The organism is Streptomyces corallincola (assembly GCF_019104725.1).
GTDB classification, from domain to species: domain Bacteria; phylum Actinomycetota; class Actinomycetes; order Streptomycetales; family Streptomycetaceae; genus Streptomyces; species Streptomyces corallincola.
Genome location: NZ_JAHRXF010000016.1, coordinates 46,240 through 61,521, shown reverse-complemented (window position 1 = coordinate 61,521; position 15,282 = coordinate 46,240). Strand labels below are relative to the sequence as shown.

Genomic DNA, 15,282 nt, shown 5'->3' with positions numbered 1-15,282 from the left:
CTCTCCGGGCCCGCTTCCGCGCGTGCCCGCCGACGCGACGGCCGCTCTCCGGGCGTCACGCTCCGCGACCTCCCCGTCGGACCGTGCGGAACGGTTTTACGAGGCAGACGGTGTGTGTATACGGCATGGATCGTGTGAGAAGTCACGCTGTGTGATGCGGACCACCGTGTATCCGGCGCTCCTCTGGGAAGCTGCTGGCTTGGTCCGTACCGCGAGAACACCGGGTGGTGCGGGCCGAACCGTACGAACGCGGGGCCCCGGATCCGCGCGCAGCAGGGAGTGGAGCCACCCGTGAACAAGGAAGCCGTGGAACCGGCACAGGCCGATGTCCGTCAGGGGGCGGAGCGGGCCGCACCCGCGGACGCGGGCGACGCCGGTTACAGCAAGGACCTCAAGGCCCGCCACGTCAACATGATCGCCATCGGCGGCGCGATCGGCACCGGACTCTTCCTGGGCGCCGGTGGCCGACTGCACACCGCCGGACCGGCGCTCGCCATCGCCTACCTCGTCTGCGGCGTCTTCGCCTTCTTCGTGGTGCGGGCGCTGGGCGAGCTGGTGCTCTACCGCCCGTCCTCGGGCTCGTTCGTGTCGTACGCGCGCGAGTTCCTCGGGGAGAAGGGCGCCTATGTCGCGGGCTGGATGTACTTCCTCAACTGGTCCACGACCGGCATCGCGGACATCACCGCGATCGCGCTCTACACGCACTACTGGTCCATGTTCACCTCGGTGCCCCAGTGGGTGATGGCGCTGATCGCCCTCGCCGTGGTGCTCACCGTGAACCTGATCTCCGTGAAGATCTTCGGCGAGATGGAGTTCTGGTTCTCCATCGTCAAGGTCACCACCCTCGTCGCCTTCATGATCATCGGCATCGTCCTGCTGGCCACCCACCACCAGGTGGACGGCCACACGCCCGGCCTGAGCGTGATCAGCCAACACGGCGGCATCCTGCCCCACGGAGTGCTGCCCGTCGTCCTCGTCATGCAGGGCGTGATCTTCGCCTACGCGGCGCTGGAACTCGTCGGCGTCGCCGCCGGTGAGACCGCCGAGCCGCACAAGGTGGTGCCGCGCGCCGTCAACTCGATCATGTGGCGCGTCGGTCTGTTCTACGTCGGCTCGGTGGTGCTGCTCGCGCTGCTGCTGCCCGGCTCCGTCTACTCCGCCGACCAGAGCCCGTTCGTCACCGTGCTGTCCAAGATCGGTATCCCGGCCGCCGGTGACGTGATGAACCTCGTGGTGCTCACCGCCGCCATGTCCTCGCTGAACTCGGGCCTGTACTCCACGGGCCGCATCCTGCGCTCGATGGCGTCCGCCGGTTCCGCGCCGAAGTTCACCGCCCGGATGAACCGCAGCCAGGTCCCCTACGGCGGCATCCTGCTGACCTGCGCGGTCTGTGTGATCGGCGTGGTGCTCAACTACCTCATGCCGAGCCAGGCGTTCGAGATCGTGCTGAACGTCGCCTCCCTCGGCGTGGTCAGCACCTGGATCATCATCATGGTCTGCCACCTCGTCTTCGTCCGCCGCGCCCGCGCCGGGCAGGTCACCCGGCCCCGCTTCCGGCTGCCGTTCAGCCCCGTCACCGAGATCGTGACCATCGTCTTCCTGGTCGCCTGCCTCGGCATGATGTGGGACGACGCCCAGGTCGGCCGCGAGACCCTGCTGCTGATCCCCGTCATCGCCGTCCTGCTGGTCGCGGGCTGGTTCGGCGTCCGCCGCCGGGTCACCGCGAACGCGGAACAGCGGCCCGAGGGCCTGCCCCGCTAGGCGGAGCGCCCGGCGCCCGGCTCCCGGGCCACCAACGGCCGCGGGAGCCGGGCGCCGCACGTCCCGGCCCGCGCGGTGCCCCGTGAGCGGGGCACCGCGCCGCCCCGGCGGCTCAGTGTCCGTGCACGCCGTTCGTCGCCTGGATGGACTTCCACGACTTCGGCCGGGCCGGGACCGCCGCGCCGGGCGCCGCGATCGACGCCGCACGGGCGGCCGGTGCGGACGGCTTCGTCGGCCGGTAGAGCCAGGTGTCGAACAGCGCGGTGAGCGACGTGCCGGAGATCCGCTCCGCGTACGTCCGGAAGTCGGCCACCGAGGCGTTGCCGTAGGCGTGCTCGGCGGGCCAGCCCTTCAGTACCCGGAAGAACGCCGGGTCGCCGATCTTCTCGCGCAGCGCCTGGATGGCGAGGGCGCCCCGGTCGTAGACGGCGATGTCGAACTGGTTGTCCGGGCCCGGGTCACCCGGCGCGACCGTCCAGAACGCGTCGTCCGCCGGATGGGCCGCGTAGGTGAAGTCCGCGAGCTGCCGCGCGGTGCCCTCGCCCTCGTGCTCGGACCACAGCCACTGCGCGTACCGCGCGAAGCCCTCGTTGATCCAGATGTCCTTCCAGTCCTTCACGGACACGTCGTCGCCGTACCACTGGTGGGCCAGCTCGTGCACGACCACCGAGGTGTTGGACCCGGCCGCGAACTGGCGCGGGCTGTAGTAGACGCGGGTCTGCGTCTCCAGCGCGTACCCGGTAGTGGTGTTCGGGACGTAACCGCCCGCCGATCCGAACGGGTACGGGCCGAAGTAGTCGCTCAGCCAGTCCACGATCTCGCCGGTGCGCTCCACGCTGGCCCGCGCCGCGCCGTCGTTGGCGCCCAGGTCCTTGCTGTAGGCGTTGATCACCGGGACCCCGCCGTCGGAGACGGAGGTGGTGATGTCGAAGCGGCCCAGCGCGAGGGTGGCCAGGTAGGTCGCCTGCGGCTTGTCCTGGCGCCAGTTGTAGCGGGTCCAGCCGAGCTTCGAACTGCTCGACACCAGCGTCCCGTTGGAGATCGCCTGGGTGCCGTCCGGCACGGCCACCGACACGTCGTAGGTCGCCTTGTCGCTCGGGTGGTCGTTGCTCGGGAACCACCACCAGGCCGACTCGGGCTCGTTGGCGCCGATGCCGCCGTCCGGGGTGCGGTGCCAGGAGGTGAAGCCGTACGCCGACTTCGAGGACGGGACGCCGCTGTAGCGGACGACCACGGTCAGCGGGGTGCCCTTGGCGAGCACGGTCTTCGGGGTGACGACCAGTTCGTGCTCGCCGGACGTGGTGAACGACGCCTTCGCGCCGTTGACCCGGACCTCGCTCACGTCCAGCAGGAAGTCCAGGTCGAACCGGGACAGGTCCTGGGTGGCGGTCGCCAGGATGGTGGCGGTGCCCTGCAACTCGTCCGTCGTCGGCTGGTACTGGAGCCGGAGGTCGTAGTGCGAGACGTCGTACCCGCCGTTGCCGTAGGCCGGGTAGTAGGGGTCGCCGATGCCCGGCGCGCCGGGGGTGCCGCTCGCGGCCGACGCCGGGATCGCCAGCAGCAGGGAGGCCGCCGCCAGTGCGCCCGGCGCGATGATTCTGCGGTGCACGTCAGCTCCAAGTCGTGGGGGCAGGAGGTCGGTTCGGAGCCTATTCAGCACAGCACCCCCTCGACCTGTCCACGGCACCTGCCGTCACACGATCGCCATTCGGCCGACATATGACGCCCCGTCCGAAAGTCCTCCTACGGCAGGGGAGTTGACGGAGGTACCGTCCCACGCATGCCGAAACGCACCCCCACGCGCACGCGTTCCGCCGGGCTCGCCGCGTTCGTCGCGGCAGCCGTCGCGGCCCTGCTCGCCGGGCTCCTCGCCCCCGCCGCCCAGGCCGCCCCGCGCGAGAGCCGCCCCGTCTACTCCTACGCCGACGCCGTGCGCGAGTCGGTCTGGGTGGACACCGGCCTGGACCTCGACCGCGACGGCCGCACCGACCGGGTCGCCGCCGACGTCGTCCGCCCCGCCGAACCCGCCCGCGCGGGCCGCCGGGTACCGGTGATCATGGACGCCAGCCCGTACTACTCCTGCTGCGGACGCGGCAACGAGAGCCAGCTCAAGACCTACGACGACCAGGGCCGCATCGCCCGACTGCCCCTGTTCTACGACAACTTCTTCGTCCCGCGCGGCTACGCCGTCGTCGGCGTGGACCTGGCCGGAACCAACCGCTCCGACGACTGCGTGGACGTCGGCGGCCCCTCCGACATCACCTCCGCCAAGGCCGTCATCGACTGGCTGAACGGCCGCGCCACCGCCTACACCTCCCGCACCGGCACGACCACCGTCCGCGCCGACTGGAGCGACGGCCGCACCGGCATGATCGGCAAGAGCTGGGACGCCACCATCGCCAACGGCGTCGCCGCCACCGGCGTGCGCGGCCTGCGCACCATCGTCCCGATCAGCGGGATCTCCGCCTGGTACGACTACTACGTCGCCCAGGGCGCGGAGATGCGCGACGACGGCCCCGACCGGCTCTCCGACTACGTGCAGAGCGCCGACGCACGCGCCCGCTGCACCGCCGTACGCAAGGCGCTGACCGACGGCACCCCGCGCACCGGCGACCTCACCCCGACCTGGACCGAGCGGGACTACGTCAAGGACGCGGCGAAGGTACGGGCCAGCGTGTTCCTGGTGCACGGCACGCAGGACCTCAACGTCCGCGCCAAGAACGTCGGCCAGTGGTGGGACGCCCTCGCCCGGAACGGCGTCCACCGCAAGATCTGGCTCTCCCAGACCGGGCACGTGGACCCCTTCGACTACCGGCGCGGCGCCTGGGTGGACACCCTGCACCGCTGGTTCGACCACGAACTCCTCGGCTACGACAACGGCATCGACCGCGAGCCGATGGCCGACGTGGAGCGGGCCCCCGACCGGTGGGCCACCTCCGCCGTCTGGCCTCCGGCCGGTACGGCGGCCACCACCCTGCACCCGGCCCCCGGCCGCACGGCGGGCGTCGGCACCCTCGCCGTGCGACCGGCCACCGGGACCGCGACGTTCACCGACGACCCCGCGCGCGGCGAGAGCGACTGGGCCGCGCACGCCGCCGAACCCACCCCGGAGAAGGCCGCGTTCCTCACCCCGCCGCTCGGCGGGGACCTGCGCCTGTCCGGTTCCTCACGGGTGAGCGTCACCGTCACCCCGAGCACGGCCTCCGCGCGGCTGTCGGCCGTCCTGGTGGACCTCGGCCCGGCCACGATCCGCGACTACACCGACGACGGCGAGGGCATCACCACCCTCACCGACCGCACCTGCTGGGGCGCGAGCACCCCCGCCGACAGCGCCTGCTTCCTGGAGACGGCGGCGAAGACCGCCGACGTGGGCAGTACCGTGTTCAGCCGGGGCTGGGCCGACCTCGGCCACCACGCCTCCCTCACCCACGGCGAACCCCTCGTCCCCGGCCGGGCGTACACGACGACGCTCGAACTGGCCACGAGCGACCACGTCGTCCCCAAGGGCCACCGCCTCGCCCTGATCGTCGCGGGCACCGACCGGGGTCTGATCCTCCCCGCCTCCACCCGCCCCGCCCTCACCCTGGACCTGGCCCGCACGACGGCCACCCTGCCGCTGGTCGGCGGCGCGGACGCGTTCCGGGCGGCCGTGACGGGGCGGGGCGGCGCGGTCCGTGCGCCGCACGGGACGGCGGGGCTGCGGGTGCCTGACGTGACGGGGGTGCGGGTGCCGTAGCTGAGGGGGCGCGAGCCGGGGGGTGGGGGGCCGGGACACCGGCTCCCGGCACCACCCCGCCCCGCGCCCAGCCCCGTGCCGCCCCGCATCCCGGCCCCGTACCGCCCCGCGCCGTCCCGCCCCCGCCGCGCATTAGGATCGGCTCCCTGATGACTGCCACCCTCGTCGCCAAGAATCTCTCCGCCGGGCACGGTGACCGCCCCCTCTTCTCCGGGCTCGACCTCGTCGTGGCGCCCGGTGACGTGATCGGGCTGGTCGGTGCCAACGGCGCGGGGAAGTCCACGCTGCTGCGGATGCTCGCCGGGCTCGTGACCCCCGACCAGGGCGAGCTGCGGCTCTCCCCGCCGACCGCCGCCGTCGGCCACCTCCCGCAGGAACCGGACCGCAGGCCGGGCGAGAGCGTCGCCGCCTTCCTCGCCCGCCGCACCGGCGTCGCCGAGGCGCAGCGGGTCATGGACGCGGCCACCCAGGCGCTGGTGGACGGCGCGCCCGGCGCCGACGACGCGTACGCGGCGAGCCTGGAGCGCTGGCTCGACCTGGGCGGCGCCGACCTGGAGGAACGCGCCGAGGAGGTCGCGGACACCCTCGGCCTCGCCGTCGGCCTGGACCAGCCGATGACCTCCCTCTCCGGCGGCCAGGCGGCCCGCGCCGGCCTCGCCTCCCTGCTGCTCTCCCGCTACGACGTGTTCCTGCTGGACGAGCCCACCAACGACCTGGACCTCGACGGCCTGGAACGCCTGGAGCGCTTCGTCACCGGCCTGCGCGCCGGTACGGTCGTCGTCAGCCACGACCGCGAGTTCCTCACCCGCACCGTCACCAAGGTCCTCGAACTCGACCTCGCCCAGGGGCAGATCAACCTCTACGGCGGCGGCTACGCGTCGTACCTGGAGGAACGGGACGTGGCCCGGCGGCACGCCCGAGACGAGTACGAGGAGTACGCCGACAAGCGCGCCGCCCTCCAGGACCGGGCGCAGACGCAGCGCTCCTGGATGGACAAGGGCGTGAAGAACGCCCGCCGCAAGGCCGGGAATGACAACGACAAGATCGGCCGCAAGTTCCGCAGCGAGGCCAGCGAGAAGCAGGCGGCCAAGGCGCGGCAGACCCAGCGGATGATCGAGCGGCTGGACGTGGTCGAGGAGCCCCGCAAGGAGTGGGAGCTCCGCATGGAGATCGCCGCCGCCCCGCGCTCCGGCGCGGTCGTCGCCTCCCTGCGCGACGTCGAGGTACGGCGCGGCGACTTCACCCTCGGACCGGTCTCCCTGCGCATCGACTGGGCGGACCGGGTCGCGGTCACCGGCGCGAACGGCGCGGGCAAGTCCACGCTGCTCGCGGCCCTCCTCGGCCGGGTCGCACCGGACGCGGGACACGCCACGCTGGGCTCCGGTGTCCTGGTCGGCGAGGTGGACCAGGCCCGCGCGCTGTTCCACGGCGGCGAGTCCCTGCTGGACGCGTTCCGCGCGGCCGTGCCCGACACCGAACCGGCCGAAGTCCGCACCCTGCTCGCCAAGTTCGGGCTCAAGTCCGACCACGTCCTGCGCCCCGCCGCCACCCTCTCCCCGGGCGAACGCACCCGGGCCGCCCTCGCTCTCCTCCAGGGCCGGGGCGTCAACCTCCTCGTCCTCGACGAGCCGACGAACCACCTCGACCTTCCCGCCATCGAACAGCTGGAATCCGCCCTCGACTCCTACGAGGGCACCCTCCTCCTCGTCACCCACGACCGCCGCATGCTGGACGCCGTCCATGTGACCCGGCGGCTGGAGGTGCAGGACGGAAAGGTGACGGAGCACTGAGCCGCGCACCGGCGAACTCCCCACCCAGATAGGTGAGTTGACGCGCGGCGAGGTGCTCGGCCCCGCTCTCCGGGAGCAGTTGCGGCGCCGGACGGGCAGCGCGCCCGGTCCGCCGACCGGAACCCGGTGACGCCGGAGGGCGGCCCCCCGGAATGGGGAACCGCCCTCCGCGACGCGTCTCCGGCGGGCGTCAGTTGTCCGGCTTCAGCAGACCCGCCCGGCGCAGCGCGTCCGTCATCGCGCTGTTCGACGGGGCCGGGGCCTGCCGGGAGCCGCCGCGATCGCCGCCGCTGGTGCGGGACTTGGCGCGGTCGCGGTCGCGGTTGCCGCCACCGCCACCGCCCTGCGGACGGCGCTGCTGCGGCGGGCGGTTGGCGTCGCCGCCGCGCTGCTGGCGGCGGGGGGCGGCGTCCTCGCCCTGGGGGACCGCCTCGTCGTCCAGGCGCAGCGTCAGGGAGACCCGCTTGCGCGGGATGTCCACGTCGAGCACCTTCACCTTGACGATGTCACCCGGCTTGACCACGTCACGCGGGTCCTTGACGAAGTTCTTCGACATGGCGGACACATGGACCAGGCCGTCCTGGTGGACGCCGATGTCCACGAACGCGCCGAACGCGGCCACGTTCGTCACCACACCCTCCAGCACCATCCCGGAGGACAGGTCGGAGAGCTTCTCCACGCCCTCCCTGAAGGTCGCGGTCCGGAACGCCGGACGCGGGTCGCGGCCCGGCTTCTCCAGCTCCTTGAGGATGTCGGAGACCGTCGGCAGACCGAACGTGTCGTCCACGAAGTCCGCCGGACGCAGCGAGCGCAGCACCCCCGTGTTGCCGACCAGGGACGCCACCTCCTCACCGGTGGTCTTCACCATCCGCCGCACCACCGGATACGCCTCCGGGTGCACGCTGGAGGAGTCCAACGGGTCGCTGCCGCCCCGGATGCGCAGGAAGCCCGCGCACTGCTCGAACGCCTTCGGGCCGAGCCGCGCCACCTTCTTCAGCTCCGACCGCGAGGAGAACGGCCCGTTCGCGTCCCGGTGCGCCACGATGTTCTCCGCGAGCCCCGCCGAGATCCCCGACACCCGCGAAAGCAGCGGCACGGACGCGGTGTTGACGTCCACACCGACGCCGTTCACACAGTCCTCCACGACCGCGTCGAGCGAGCGGGACAGCTTCACCTCGGACAGGTCGTGCTGGTACTGCCCGACCCCGATCGACTTCGGGTCGATCTTCACCAGCTCCGCCAGCGGGTCCTGGAGGCGCCGCGCGATGGACACCGCGCCGCGCAACGACACGTCCATGTCCGGCAGTTCACGCGAGGCGTACTCCGACGCCGAGTACACCGACGCGCCCGCCTCGGACACCATCACCTTCGTGAGGTTCAACTCGGGGTGCTTGGCGATCAGTTCGGCGGCCAGCTTGTCCGTCTCGCGGGAGGCGGTGCCGTTACCGATGGCGACGAGGTCCACATCGTGCGCGCGGGACAGCGCGGCCAGCGTGGCGATCGCCCGGTCCCACTTGTTGGCCGGGACGTGCGGGTGGATGACATCCGTGGCGACCACCTTGCCGGTGGCGTCCACCACGGCGACCTTCACCCCGGTACGGAAGCCGGGGTCCAGGCCCAGCGTCGCCCGCGTCCCGGCGGGCGCCGCCAGCAGCAGATCGCGCAGGTTCGCGGCGAACACGTCCACCGCGCCGTCCTCGGCGGCCGTCCGCAGCCGCAGCCGCAGATCGATCCCGAGATGCACCAGCACCCGCGTCCGCCACGCCCAACGCACCGTGTCCCGCAGCCACTTGTCGCCCGGCCGCCCCCGGTCCGCGATCCCGAACCGGTCCGCGATGATCCCCTCGTACGACGACGGGCCCTCGGTCGGCTCCTCCGGCTCCAGGACGAGATCGAGCACGTCCTCCTTCTCGCCGCGCAGCATCGCCAGCACCCGGTGCGAGGGCAGCGCCGTGAACGGCTCGGTGAAGTCGAAGTAGTCGGCGAACTTCGCGCCCGCCTCCTCCTTGCCCTCGCGCACCTTCGCGGCCAGCCGCCCGCGCGTCCACATCCGCTCGCGGACCTCACCGATCAGGTCGGCGTCCTCCGCGAACCGCTCGGTCAGGATCGCCCGCGCGCCGTCCAGCGCGGCCTGCGCGTCCGCGACGCCCCTGTCCGCGTCCACGAACGCGGCGGCGGCGGTGGCCGGTTCCACCGACGGGTCCCCGAGCAGCCCCTCGGCCAGTGGCTCGAGGCCCGCCTCGCGGGCGATCTGTGCCTTGGTGCGCCGCTTCGGCTTGAACGGCAGGTAGATGTCCTCCAGGCGCGCCTTGGTCTCCGCGCCGAGGACGCGCTCCTCCAGCTCCGGGGTGAGCTTGCCCTGCTCGCGCACCGAGTCCAGGATCGCGGTCCGCCGGTCCTCCAGCTCGCGCAGATAGCGCAGCCGCTCCTCCAGCGTGCGGAGCTGCGCGTCGTCGAGCATCTCGGTCGCTTCCTTGCGGTAGCGGGCGATGAACGGCACCGTCGAACCGCCGTCCAGCAGCTCGACCGCGGCTCTCACCTGCCGCTCCCGTACGCCGAGCTCCTCGGCGATCCTGCCTTCGATGGACCCTGTGCGGGGTGTGGTCACGTTCCCGTACCGCCTTCTCCACTGAGGTTGCGCGGCAATTGTGGCAGGTGGCACCGGCCGCAGGGAGCAGGGCGCCCGGTGGACTCACGTCCGGCCGGGCACCGTCCACGTGAAACGCGGCGGCCTGCGCTCCAGGAACGCGGCCACCCCCTCCGCCGCGTCCCCCGCCGTACGCGCCTGCTCGCGCCAGTGGGCGTCCCGGTCGGTACGGCCGTGCACGAACTCCTTCGCGGCGGCCTGGGTGAGCTGGGAGCGGGCGGCGAGCACGGCGGCCAGCTCCGCGACCCGCGCGTCCAGCGAGCCCACGGGCAGCACCTCGTCCACCAGCCCGCTGCGCAGCGCCCGCCCGGTGCCGATCAGCTCCCCGGTGAACAGCAGGTACTTCGCGGTCGCCGGACCCACCAGCGCGACCAGACGCCGGGTCGCGGACGCCGGATAGACGATCCCGAGCTTCGCCGGGGTCACCCCGAACAGCGCGCCCTCCTCCGCGAGCCGCAGATCGCACGCGGCGGCGAGCTGCGCGCCCCCGCCCACACAGTGCCCGCGCACGGCCGCGACCGTCGGCTTCGGGAACGCGGCCAGCGCCTCCTCGGCGGCCACCGACAGCTCCTGCGCCTCGGCCGGTGACCCGCGCAGCGTGGAGATGTCGGCGCCCGCGCAGAACGTCCCGCCCTCCCCGGTGAGCACCAGCACCCGCACCGCCGGATCGGCCGCGAGCTTCTCCAGCAGCGGTGGCAGCGAGCGCCACATCGCGGCCGTCATGGCGTTGCGCTTGGCCGGATGGCGGACGACGACCGTGGCGACCGCGTCCGTGACCGTGTGCGAGAGAGCGGCATCCATGCGCCGGATCGTAGCCCCGGTGTGGGCCGGGCCGGTGGACCGAGGCATGCCGGAGGGCAGGGCCGGGGACACGGAGACAGGGGCCGGAACCCGGCGGGGCCCCGGACGGACGCGCAGAGCGGCGGGGCGAACGAGGAGGCGGCGATGGCCAGGTCCGGCAGGTCCAAGGGAAGGGCGGCGGCCGTGCGCCGCGACTTCGGCTGGCTCGCGGTGCTCGGGGTGCTGCTCGTGCTCGCCGGGGTGGTCGGCCTCGTCTACACCGGCGTGGCCACGCTGACCTCCATGCTGCTGTTCGGCTGGCTGCTGCTCATCGGCGGCGCGGTCGGCCTGCTGCACGCCGTCCAGGCACGCGGCACCAGCTTCTTCTGGCTCGGTGTCATCGTCGCCGCCCTGAACATCGCGGCCGGGATCGTCGTCATCCGGATGCCGCACGCGGCCGCCGCCGCGCTCACCATGTTCGCGGCCCTGCTGTTCCTGTCCGCCGGACTGTTCCGGCTGGTCGGCAGCCTGGTGGTGCGCGGCCCCCAGTTCGGCTGGACCCTGCTGCTCGGCGCGTTCGACCTGCTGCTGGGCATCCTGGTCCTCGGCGCCTGGCCGAGCAGCAGCCAGTATGTGATCGGCTGCTTCTTCTCGCTCGCCCTGCTCTTCGACGGCCTCGGCCTGATCGCCTCCGGCTACGGCGGCCGCCGCGTCGTCGGCATGGTCACCGAACCCGAGCACCCGGCCGCCTGAGCACCCGGCCGCCTGAGCACCCGGGGCGCACACCGGAGGCGTACGCCGTCCCGCGCGCCGTCCCGCGCGCGAAGCCGGTCGGGAACCGGAGCCGTACAACCCGAAGAGTTCGGGAACCGGCGCCCGGAGGACAGGAACGGTCGTGCGGCCGACCATGCCGTGCGCGAACGGTCGGAAATGCTCGATAGTCGCTGACTTCTGTTCAGTCATCGGGTACGGAGCGCGTCGTTGCCACCATTCGACATGTGGTGACAATCGAGCGCGAGGGCGGCGACCGGACGATGGACGACCACGGGGGCGAGAGCGGACCGCGTCCGCCGGGTGCGGTCGGGCAACCGGCGGCCCCCCTGCCGTACGAGGGGGTGTGGCGCTTCACCGCGCCGGCCGAGGACGCCTCGGTCCCGCAGGCCCGGCGCGCCGTCCGGGACCTGCTGCTGCGCCAGGGCGTGCCCGTCTCCGACGACCTGGTGCACGGACTGCTGCTGATCGTGTCCGAACTGGTCACGAACGCGGTACGGCACGCGGCGCTGCTGTCGCCGGTGCTCGCCGTGGAGGTGGCCGTCGGCGCGGAGTGGGTGCGGGTGTCGGTGGAGGACAACCACCCCTACCGCCCCACCGCCCTGGAGGCCGACCACGGCCGGACCGGCGGCCGGGGCCTGCTGCTGGTCCGGGAGATCGCGCGCGAGGCGGGCGGGGCGGTGGACGTCGAGCACACCGCGAGCGGCGGCAAGGTGATCTGGGCGGCGCTCCCGCTCAAGCCGCCGTACCCCGCGCTCTGAGCCGGACGCTCCGGGGCGGCTACCAGCCCGCCGAGGGGCCCGTCAGCTCCCGGACCGCCGGGCGCGCCGCGTCCAGCACGGTCATGAACCACGCCGAGAACGGGTCCCGCGCGTGCCGCTCCGCCAGCTCCGCCGCCGTCACGAACGCGGTGGCGCCGACCTCCTCCGGGTCGGCGGCGAGCGGCGCCTGCACCATCCCGACGAACAGATGGTTGAACTCCTGCTCCACCAGCCCCGACGCCGGGTCCGGGTGGTTGTAGCGCACCGTGCCCGCCTCGGCCATCAGCGACGGCGAGACCCCCAGCTCCTCGAAGGTCCGCCGGGCCGCCGCCGCGAACGGCGCCTCACCGGGGTACGGGTGGCCGCAGCAGGTGTTGGACCACACACCGGGGGAGTGGTACTTGCCGAGCGCCCGCTGCTGGAGCAGCAGCCTGCCCTGCTCGTCGAAGAGGAACACCGAGAACGCCCGGTGCAACTGCCCCGGTGCCCGATGGGCGGAGAGCTTCTCCGCGGTGCCGATGGTGACGCCCTTCTCATCGACCAGTTCCAGCAGAATCGCCTCAGTGGTGCCGTTCGACGAACTGTGCGTCTCGCTGGCAGGTGTGATCGGCATACCCATCCTTCGCCTCGGTCTTCGCGTCCCCAGTCTGCCGTACCGGGCCGGTGCTCCCGGAACTTCCCGGCATGTCGCCCGCGCGGGGCCGCACCGGCAGGGGACCCGGTAGATCATCGTGCCCGGCCCGCTCCGGGCGGAACCGCTCCGGGCCGTCGAACGGATGTGCCGGGGGTCAGCGGGGTGTGGACGGGGTGCGGAGGTGGCCACAGGCCCCGTTCAGTGGCACAGCCGTACCTCGTGCTCCGCGTGACCGCCCGGTTCCAGCTGGAAGGTGCAGTGCTCCACGTCGAAGTGGTCGCCGATGCAGCCCTGGAGCTCGTGCAGCATCTTCTCGTGGCCGATCGCGCTGAGCTGCTCGGAACTGACGACCACGTGCGCGGAGAGCACCGGCATGCCCGAGGTGATCGTCCAGGCGTGCAGGTCGTGCACGTCCTCCACGCCGTCCAGGGCGAGGATGTGCGCCCGCACCTCCGCCATGTCCACGCCCTTGGGCGCCGCCTCCAGCAGCACGTCCAGCGTCTCGCGGAGCAGCTTCACCGTGCGCGGCACGATCATCAGACCGATGACCAGCGAGGCGACGGGGTCCGCGGCCTGCCAGCCGGTGGTGAGGATCACGGCCGCCGAGACCAGCACCGCCACCGAGCCCAGCGCGTCCGCCGCCACCTCCAGGAAGGCGCCGCGCACGTTCAGGCTCTCCTTCTGCCCCCGCATCAGCAGGGTCAGCGAGACCGAGTTGGCGACGAGGCCGATCGCGCCGAACAGCACCATCAGCCCGCCGTGCGTGTCGGCGGGCGTCATGAACCGCTGCACCGCCTCGACCAGCACATAGCCGCCGACGCCCAGCAGCAGCACGCAGTTGGCGAGGGCGGCCAGGATCTCGGCGCGGGCCAGCCCGAAGGTGCGGTTGGTGCTCGCCGGGCGGTTGGCGGCATGGATGGCGAGCAGCGCCATGACCAGGCCCACGGCGTCGGTCGCCATGTGGGCGGCGTCCGCGATCAGGGCGAGCGAGTCGGCCAGCAGCCCGCCGACGACCTCCACCACCAGGACGATCAGGGTGATGCACAGGGCCGCGCGCAGCCGCCCCCGGTAGGCCGCGGCGGCCGTCCCGGTGGGCGGTGCGTGGGTGTGCGTGTGCCCGTGGTCGTGCCCTGCCCCCATGAGTGGACCGCCTCTCCGTGTCACGCCGGGCCACCCAGTGAACTACGGGCGGGGGGTATCGGGCAACGTGGTGCTGAACACCGTTGTCATATGCCCTGACCTGCGGAAACGATCCCCAGGTCAGGGCGCTCACCGGTGGTCCGGGCGGCGGGCCGCGCTCCGCCGTCCGGGGTGTCCGCGGCGGCTCCCGCTCAGCGTGCCCGGTGCTGCCGCCGACCGGCCCAGGCGGACTCCACCATCTCCTCGACCCCGCGCCCGGCACGCCAGCCGAGGGTCTTCGCGGCCAGTTCGGCGGAGGCGACCGCGCGGGGCGCGTCGCCCGGGCGGCGCGGCTCGACCACGGCGGGCCGCCGCTCGCCGGTGATCTCCTGGATCGCCGTGATCAGCTCGCGCACCGAGACGCCCTCGCCCCGGCCGATGTTCAGCGTCAGGTCCTCGCCCGGCTCCGCGTCCGCCAGCCGCCGGGCCGCCGCGACATGCGCCTCGGCGAGATCCGCGACATGGATGTAGTCCCGGACCGCGGTGCCGTCCCGGGTCGGGTAGTCGTCGCCGAAGATCCGGGGCGCCTCGCCCCGCTCCAGCCGGTCGAAGACCATCGGCACGATGTTGGACACCCCGGTGTCCGCCAGCTCCGGCGCCGCCGCGCCCGCCACGTTGAAGTACCGCAGACACGTGGTGGAGATCCCGTGCGCCCGGCCCGCCGCCCGGACCAGCCACTCACCGGCCAGCTTGGTCTCGCCGTACGGGTTCACCGGCGCGCACGGGGTGTCCTCGGTGATCAGGTCCACGTCCGGGTTGCCGTACACCGCGGCCGAGGAGGAGAAGACCAGTCGGCGGACGCCCGTCGCCGCGACCGCGTCCAGCAGGGTGGCCAGGCCGCCCAGATTCTCCCGGTAGTAGCGGACGGGCTCCGCGACCGACTCCCCGACCTGCTTGCGCGCCGCGAGATGCACCACACCCGTCACTCCGTGCTCGGTGAGCACCCGCTTCAGCAGGTCCCCGTCGAGCGTGGAGCCCTGGACCAGGGGCATCCCGGCGGGCAGCCGCTCCGGCACCGCGCCCGACAGGTCGTCCAGCGCCACGACACTCTCCCCGGCATCCGCCAAGGCCCGCGCCACATGCGCCCCGATGTATCCGGCTCCGCCGGTGATCAGCCACGTCATGGTCGCCCACCCTATGCCGGTGACGGCCCGGCTGTCCGGGTTGACGTGGGATGCCCGGAGTTGCGTCCGGAAGTTTGTCCGGGGGCCCCGGATCGCCCA

11 protein-coding genes are annotated in these 15,282 nt (G+C 72.8%); 5 read left to right on the top strand and 6 right to left on the bottom strand.

All coding sequences use genetic code 11. From position 1 onward, the window contains the following. Positions 1–291 precede the first annotated feature (291 nt). Positions 292–1,761, top strand: coding sequence for an amino acid permease (locus KUM39_RS13270; RefSeq protein WP_217785789.1), 1,470 nt, complete (start codon positions 292–294; stop codon positions 1,759–1,761). A gap of 112 nt (positions 1,762–1,873) precedes the next feature. On the opposite strand, the gene KUM39_RS13265 is transcribed toward KUM39_RS13270, so the two are convergent. Continuing rightward, a complete protein-coding gene (locus KUM39_RS13265; RefSeq protein ID WP_217785788.1) occupies positions 1,874–3,370 on the bottom strand; it encodes a M1 family metallopeptidase in 1,497 nt (498 codons plus the stop codon). Between the two features lie 171 nt (positions 3,371–3,541). On the opposite strand from KUM39_RS13265, the gene KUM39_RS13260 reads away from it, so the two are divergent. Together KUM39_RS13260 and KUM39_RS13255 are read left to right on the top strand one after the other, a co-directional pair. Beyond that, positions 3,542–5,497: a Xaa-Pro dipeptidyl-peptidase gene (locus tag KUM39_RS13260; protein ID WP_217785787.1), complete on the top strand. Its 1,956-nt coding sequence runs from the start codon at positions 3,542–3,544 to the stop codon at positions 5,495–5,497. A 149-nt stretch (positions 5,498–5,646) separates the two neighbouring features. Further along, on the top strand, positions 5,647–7,287 hold the full coding sequence (locus tag KUM39_RS13255; protein WP_217785786.1) for an ABC-F family ATP-binding cassette domain-containing protein: 1,641 nt from the start codon (positions 5,647–5,649) through the stop codon (positions 7,285–7,287). A gap of 190 nt (positions 7,288–7,477) precedes the next feature. On the opposite strand, the gene KUM39_RS13250 is transcribed toward KUM39_RS13255, so the two are convergent. Then, positions 7,478–9,895 (bottom strand): Tex family protein, encoded by a 2,418-nt coding sequence (locus KUM39_RS13250; protein ID WP_217785785.1) that lies wholly within the window; start codon positions 9,893–9,895, stop codon positions 7,478–7,480. 84 nt (positions 9,896–9,979) lie between these two features. Further along, positions 9,980–10,735: an enoyl-CoA hydratase/isomerase family protein gene (locus KUM39_RS13245; protein ID WP_217785784.1), complete on the bottom strand. Its 756-nt coding sequence runs from the start codon at positions 10,733–10,735 to the stop codon at positions 9,980–9,982. Between the two features lie 144 nt (positions 10,736–10,879). On the opposite strand from KUM39_RS13245, the gene KUM39_RS13240 reads away from it, so the two are divergent. After that, positions 10,880–11,467, top strand: coding sequence for an HdeD family acid-resistance protein (locus KUM39_RS13240; protein ID WP_217785783.1), 588 nt, complete (start codon positions 10,880–10,882; stop codon positions 11,465–11,467). Positions 11,468–11,748: 281 nt separating this feature from the next. Next, a complete protein-coding gene (locus KUM39_RS13235) occupies positions 11,749–12,246 on the top strand; it encodes an ATP-binding protein (RefSeq protein WP_217785831.1) in 498 nt (165 codons plus the stop codon). Positions 12,247–12,265: 19 nt separating this feature from the next. On the opposite strand, the gene idi is transcribed toward KUM39_RS13235, so the two are convergent. The 3 genes from idi to galE form a co-directional block, all read right to left on the bottom strand. Beyond that, the gene (gene idi, locus KUM39_RS13230) at positions 12,266–12,859 is read right to left on the bottom strand and encodes an isopentenyl-diphosphate Delta-isomerase (protein ID WP_217785782.1); all 594 of its coding nucleotides are present in this window, start codon (positions 12,857–12,859) and stop codon (positions 12,266–12,268) included. Positions 12,860–13,078: 219 nt separating this feature from the next. Beyond that, complete coding sequence (locus KUM39_RS13225) at positions 13,079–14,020, bottom strand: cation diffusion facilitator family transporter (protein ID WP_217785781.1); 942 nt, start codon at positions 14,018–14,020, stop codon at positions 13,079–13,081. Between the two features lie 191 nt (positions 14,021–14,211). Further along, positions 14,212–15,183: a UDP-glucose 4-epimerase GalE gene (gene galE, locus KUM39_RS13220; protein ID WP_217785780.1), complete on the bottom strand. Its 972-nt coding sequence runs from the start codon at positions 15,181–15,183 to the stop codon at positions 14,212–14,214. Positions 15,184–15,282: the final 99 nt, after the last annotated feature.

Coding starts and splice junctions, on each gene's coding strand:
- KUM39_RS13260 (WP_217785787.1), top strand. CDS start 3,542: ATGCCGAAACGCACCCCCACGCGCACGCGTTCCGCCGGGCTCGCCGCG.
- KUM39_RS13255 (WP_217785786.1), top strand. CDS start 5,647: ATGACTGCCACCCTCGTCGCCAAGAATCTCTCCGCCGGGCACGGTGAC.
- KUM39_RS13245 (WP_217785784.1), bottom strand. CDS start 10,735: ATGGATGCCGCTCTCTCGCACACGGTCACGGACGCGGTCGCCACGGTC.
- KUM39_RS13240 (WP_217785783.1), top strand. CDS start 10,880: ATGGCCAGGTCCGGCAGGTCCAAGGGAAGGGCGGCGGCCGTGCGCCGC.
- KUM39_RS13235 (WP_217785831.1), top strand. CDS start 11,749: ATGGACGACCACGGGGGCGAGAGCGGACCGCGTCCGCCGGGTGCGGTC.
- idi (WP_217785782.1), bottom strand. CDS start 12,859: ATGCCGATCACACCTGCCAGCGAGACGCACAGTTCGTCGAACGGCACC.
- KUM39_RS13225 (WP_217785781.1), bottom strand. CDS start 14,020: ATGGGGGCAGGGCACGACCACGGGCACACGCACACCCACGCACCGCCC.
- galE (WP_217785780.1), bottom strand. CDS start 15,183: ATGACGTGGCTGATCACCGGCGGAGCCGGATACATCGGGGCGCATGTG.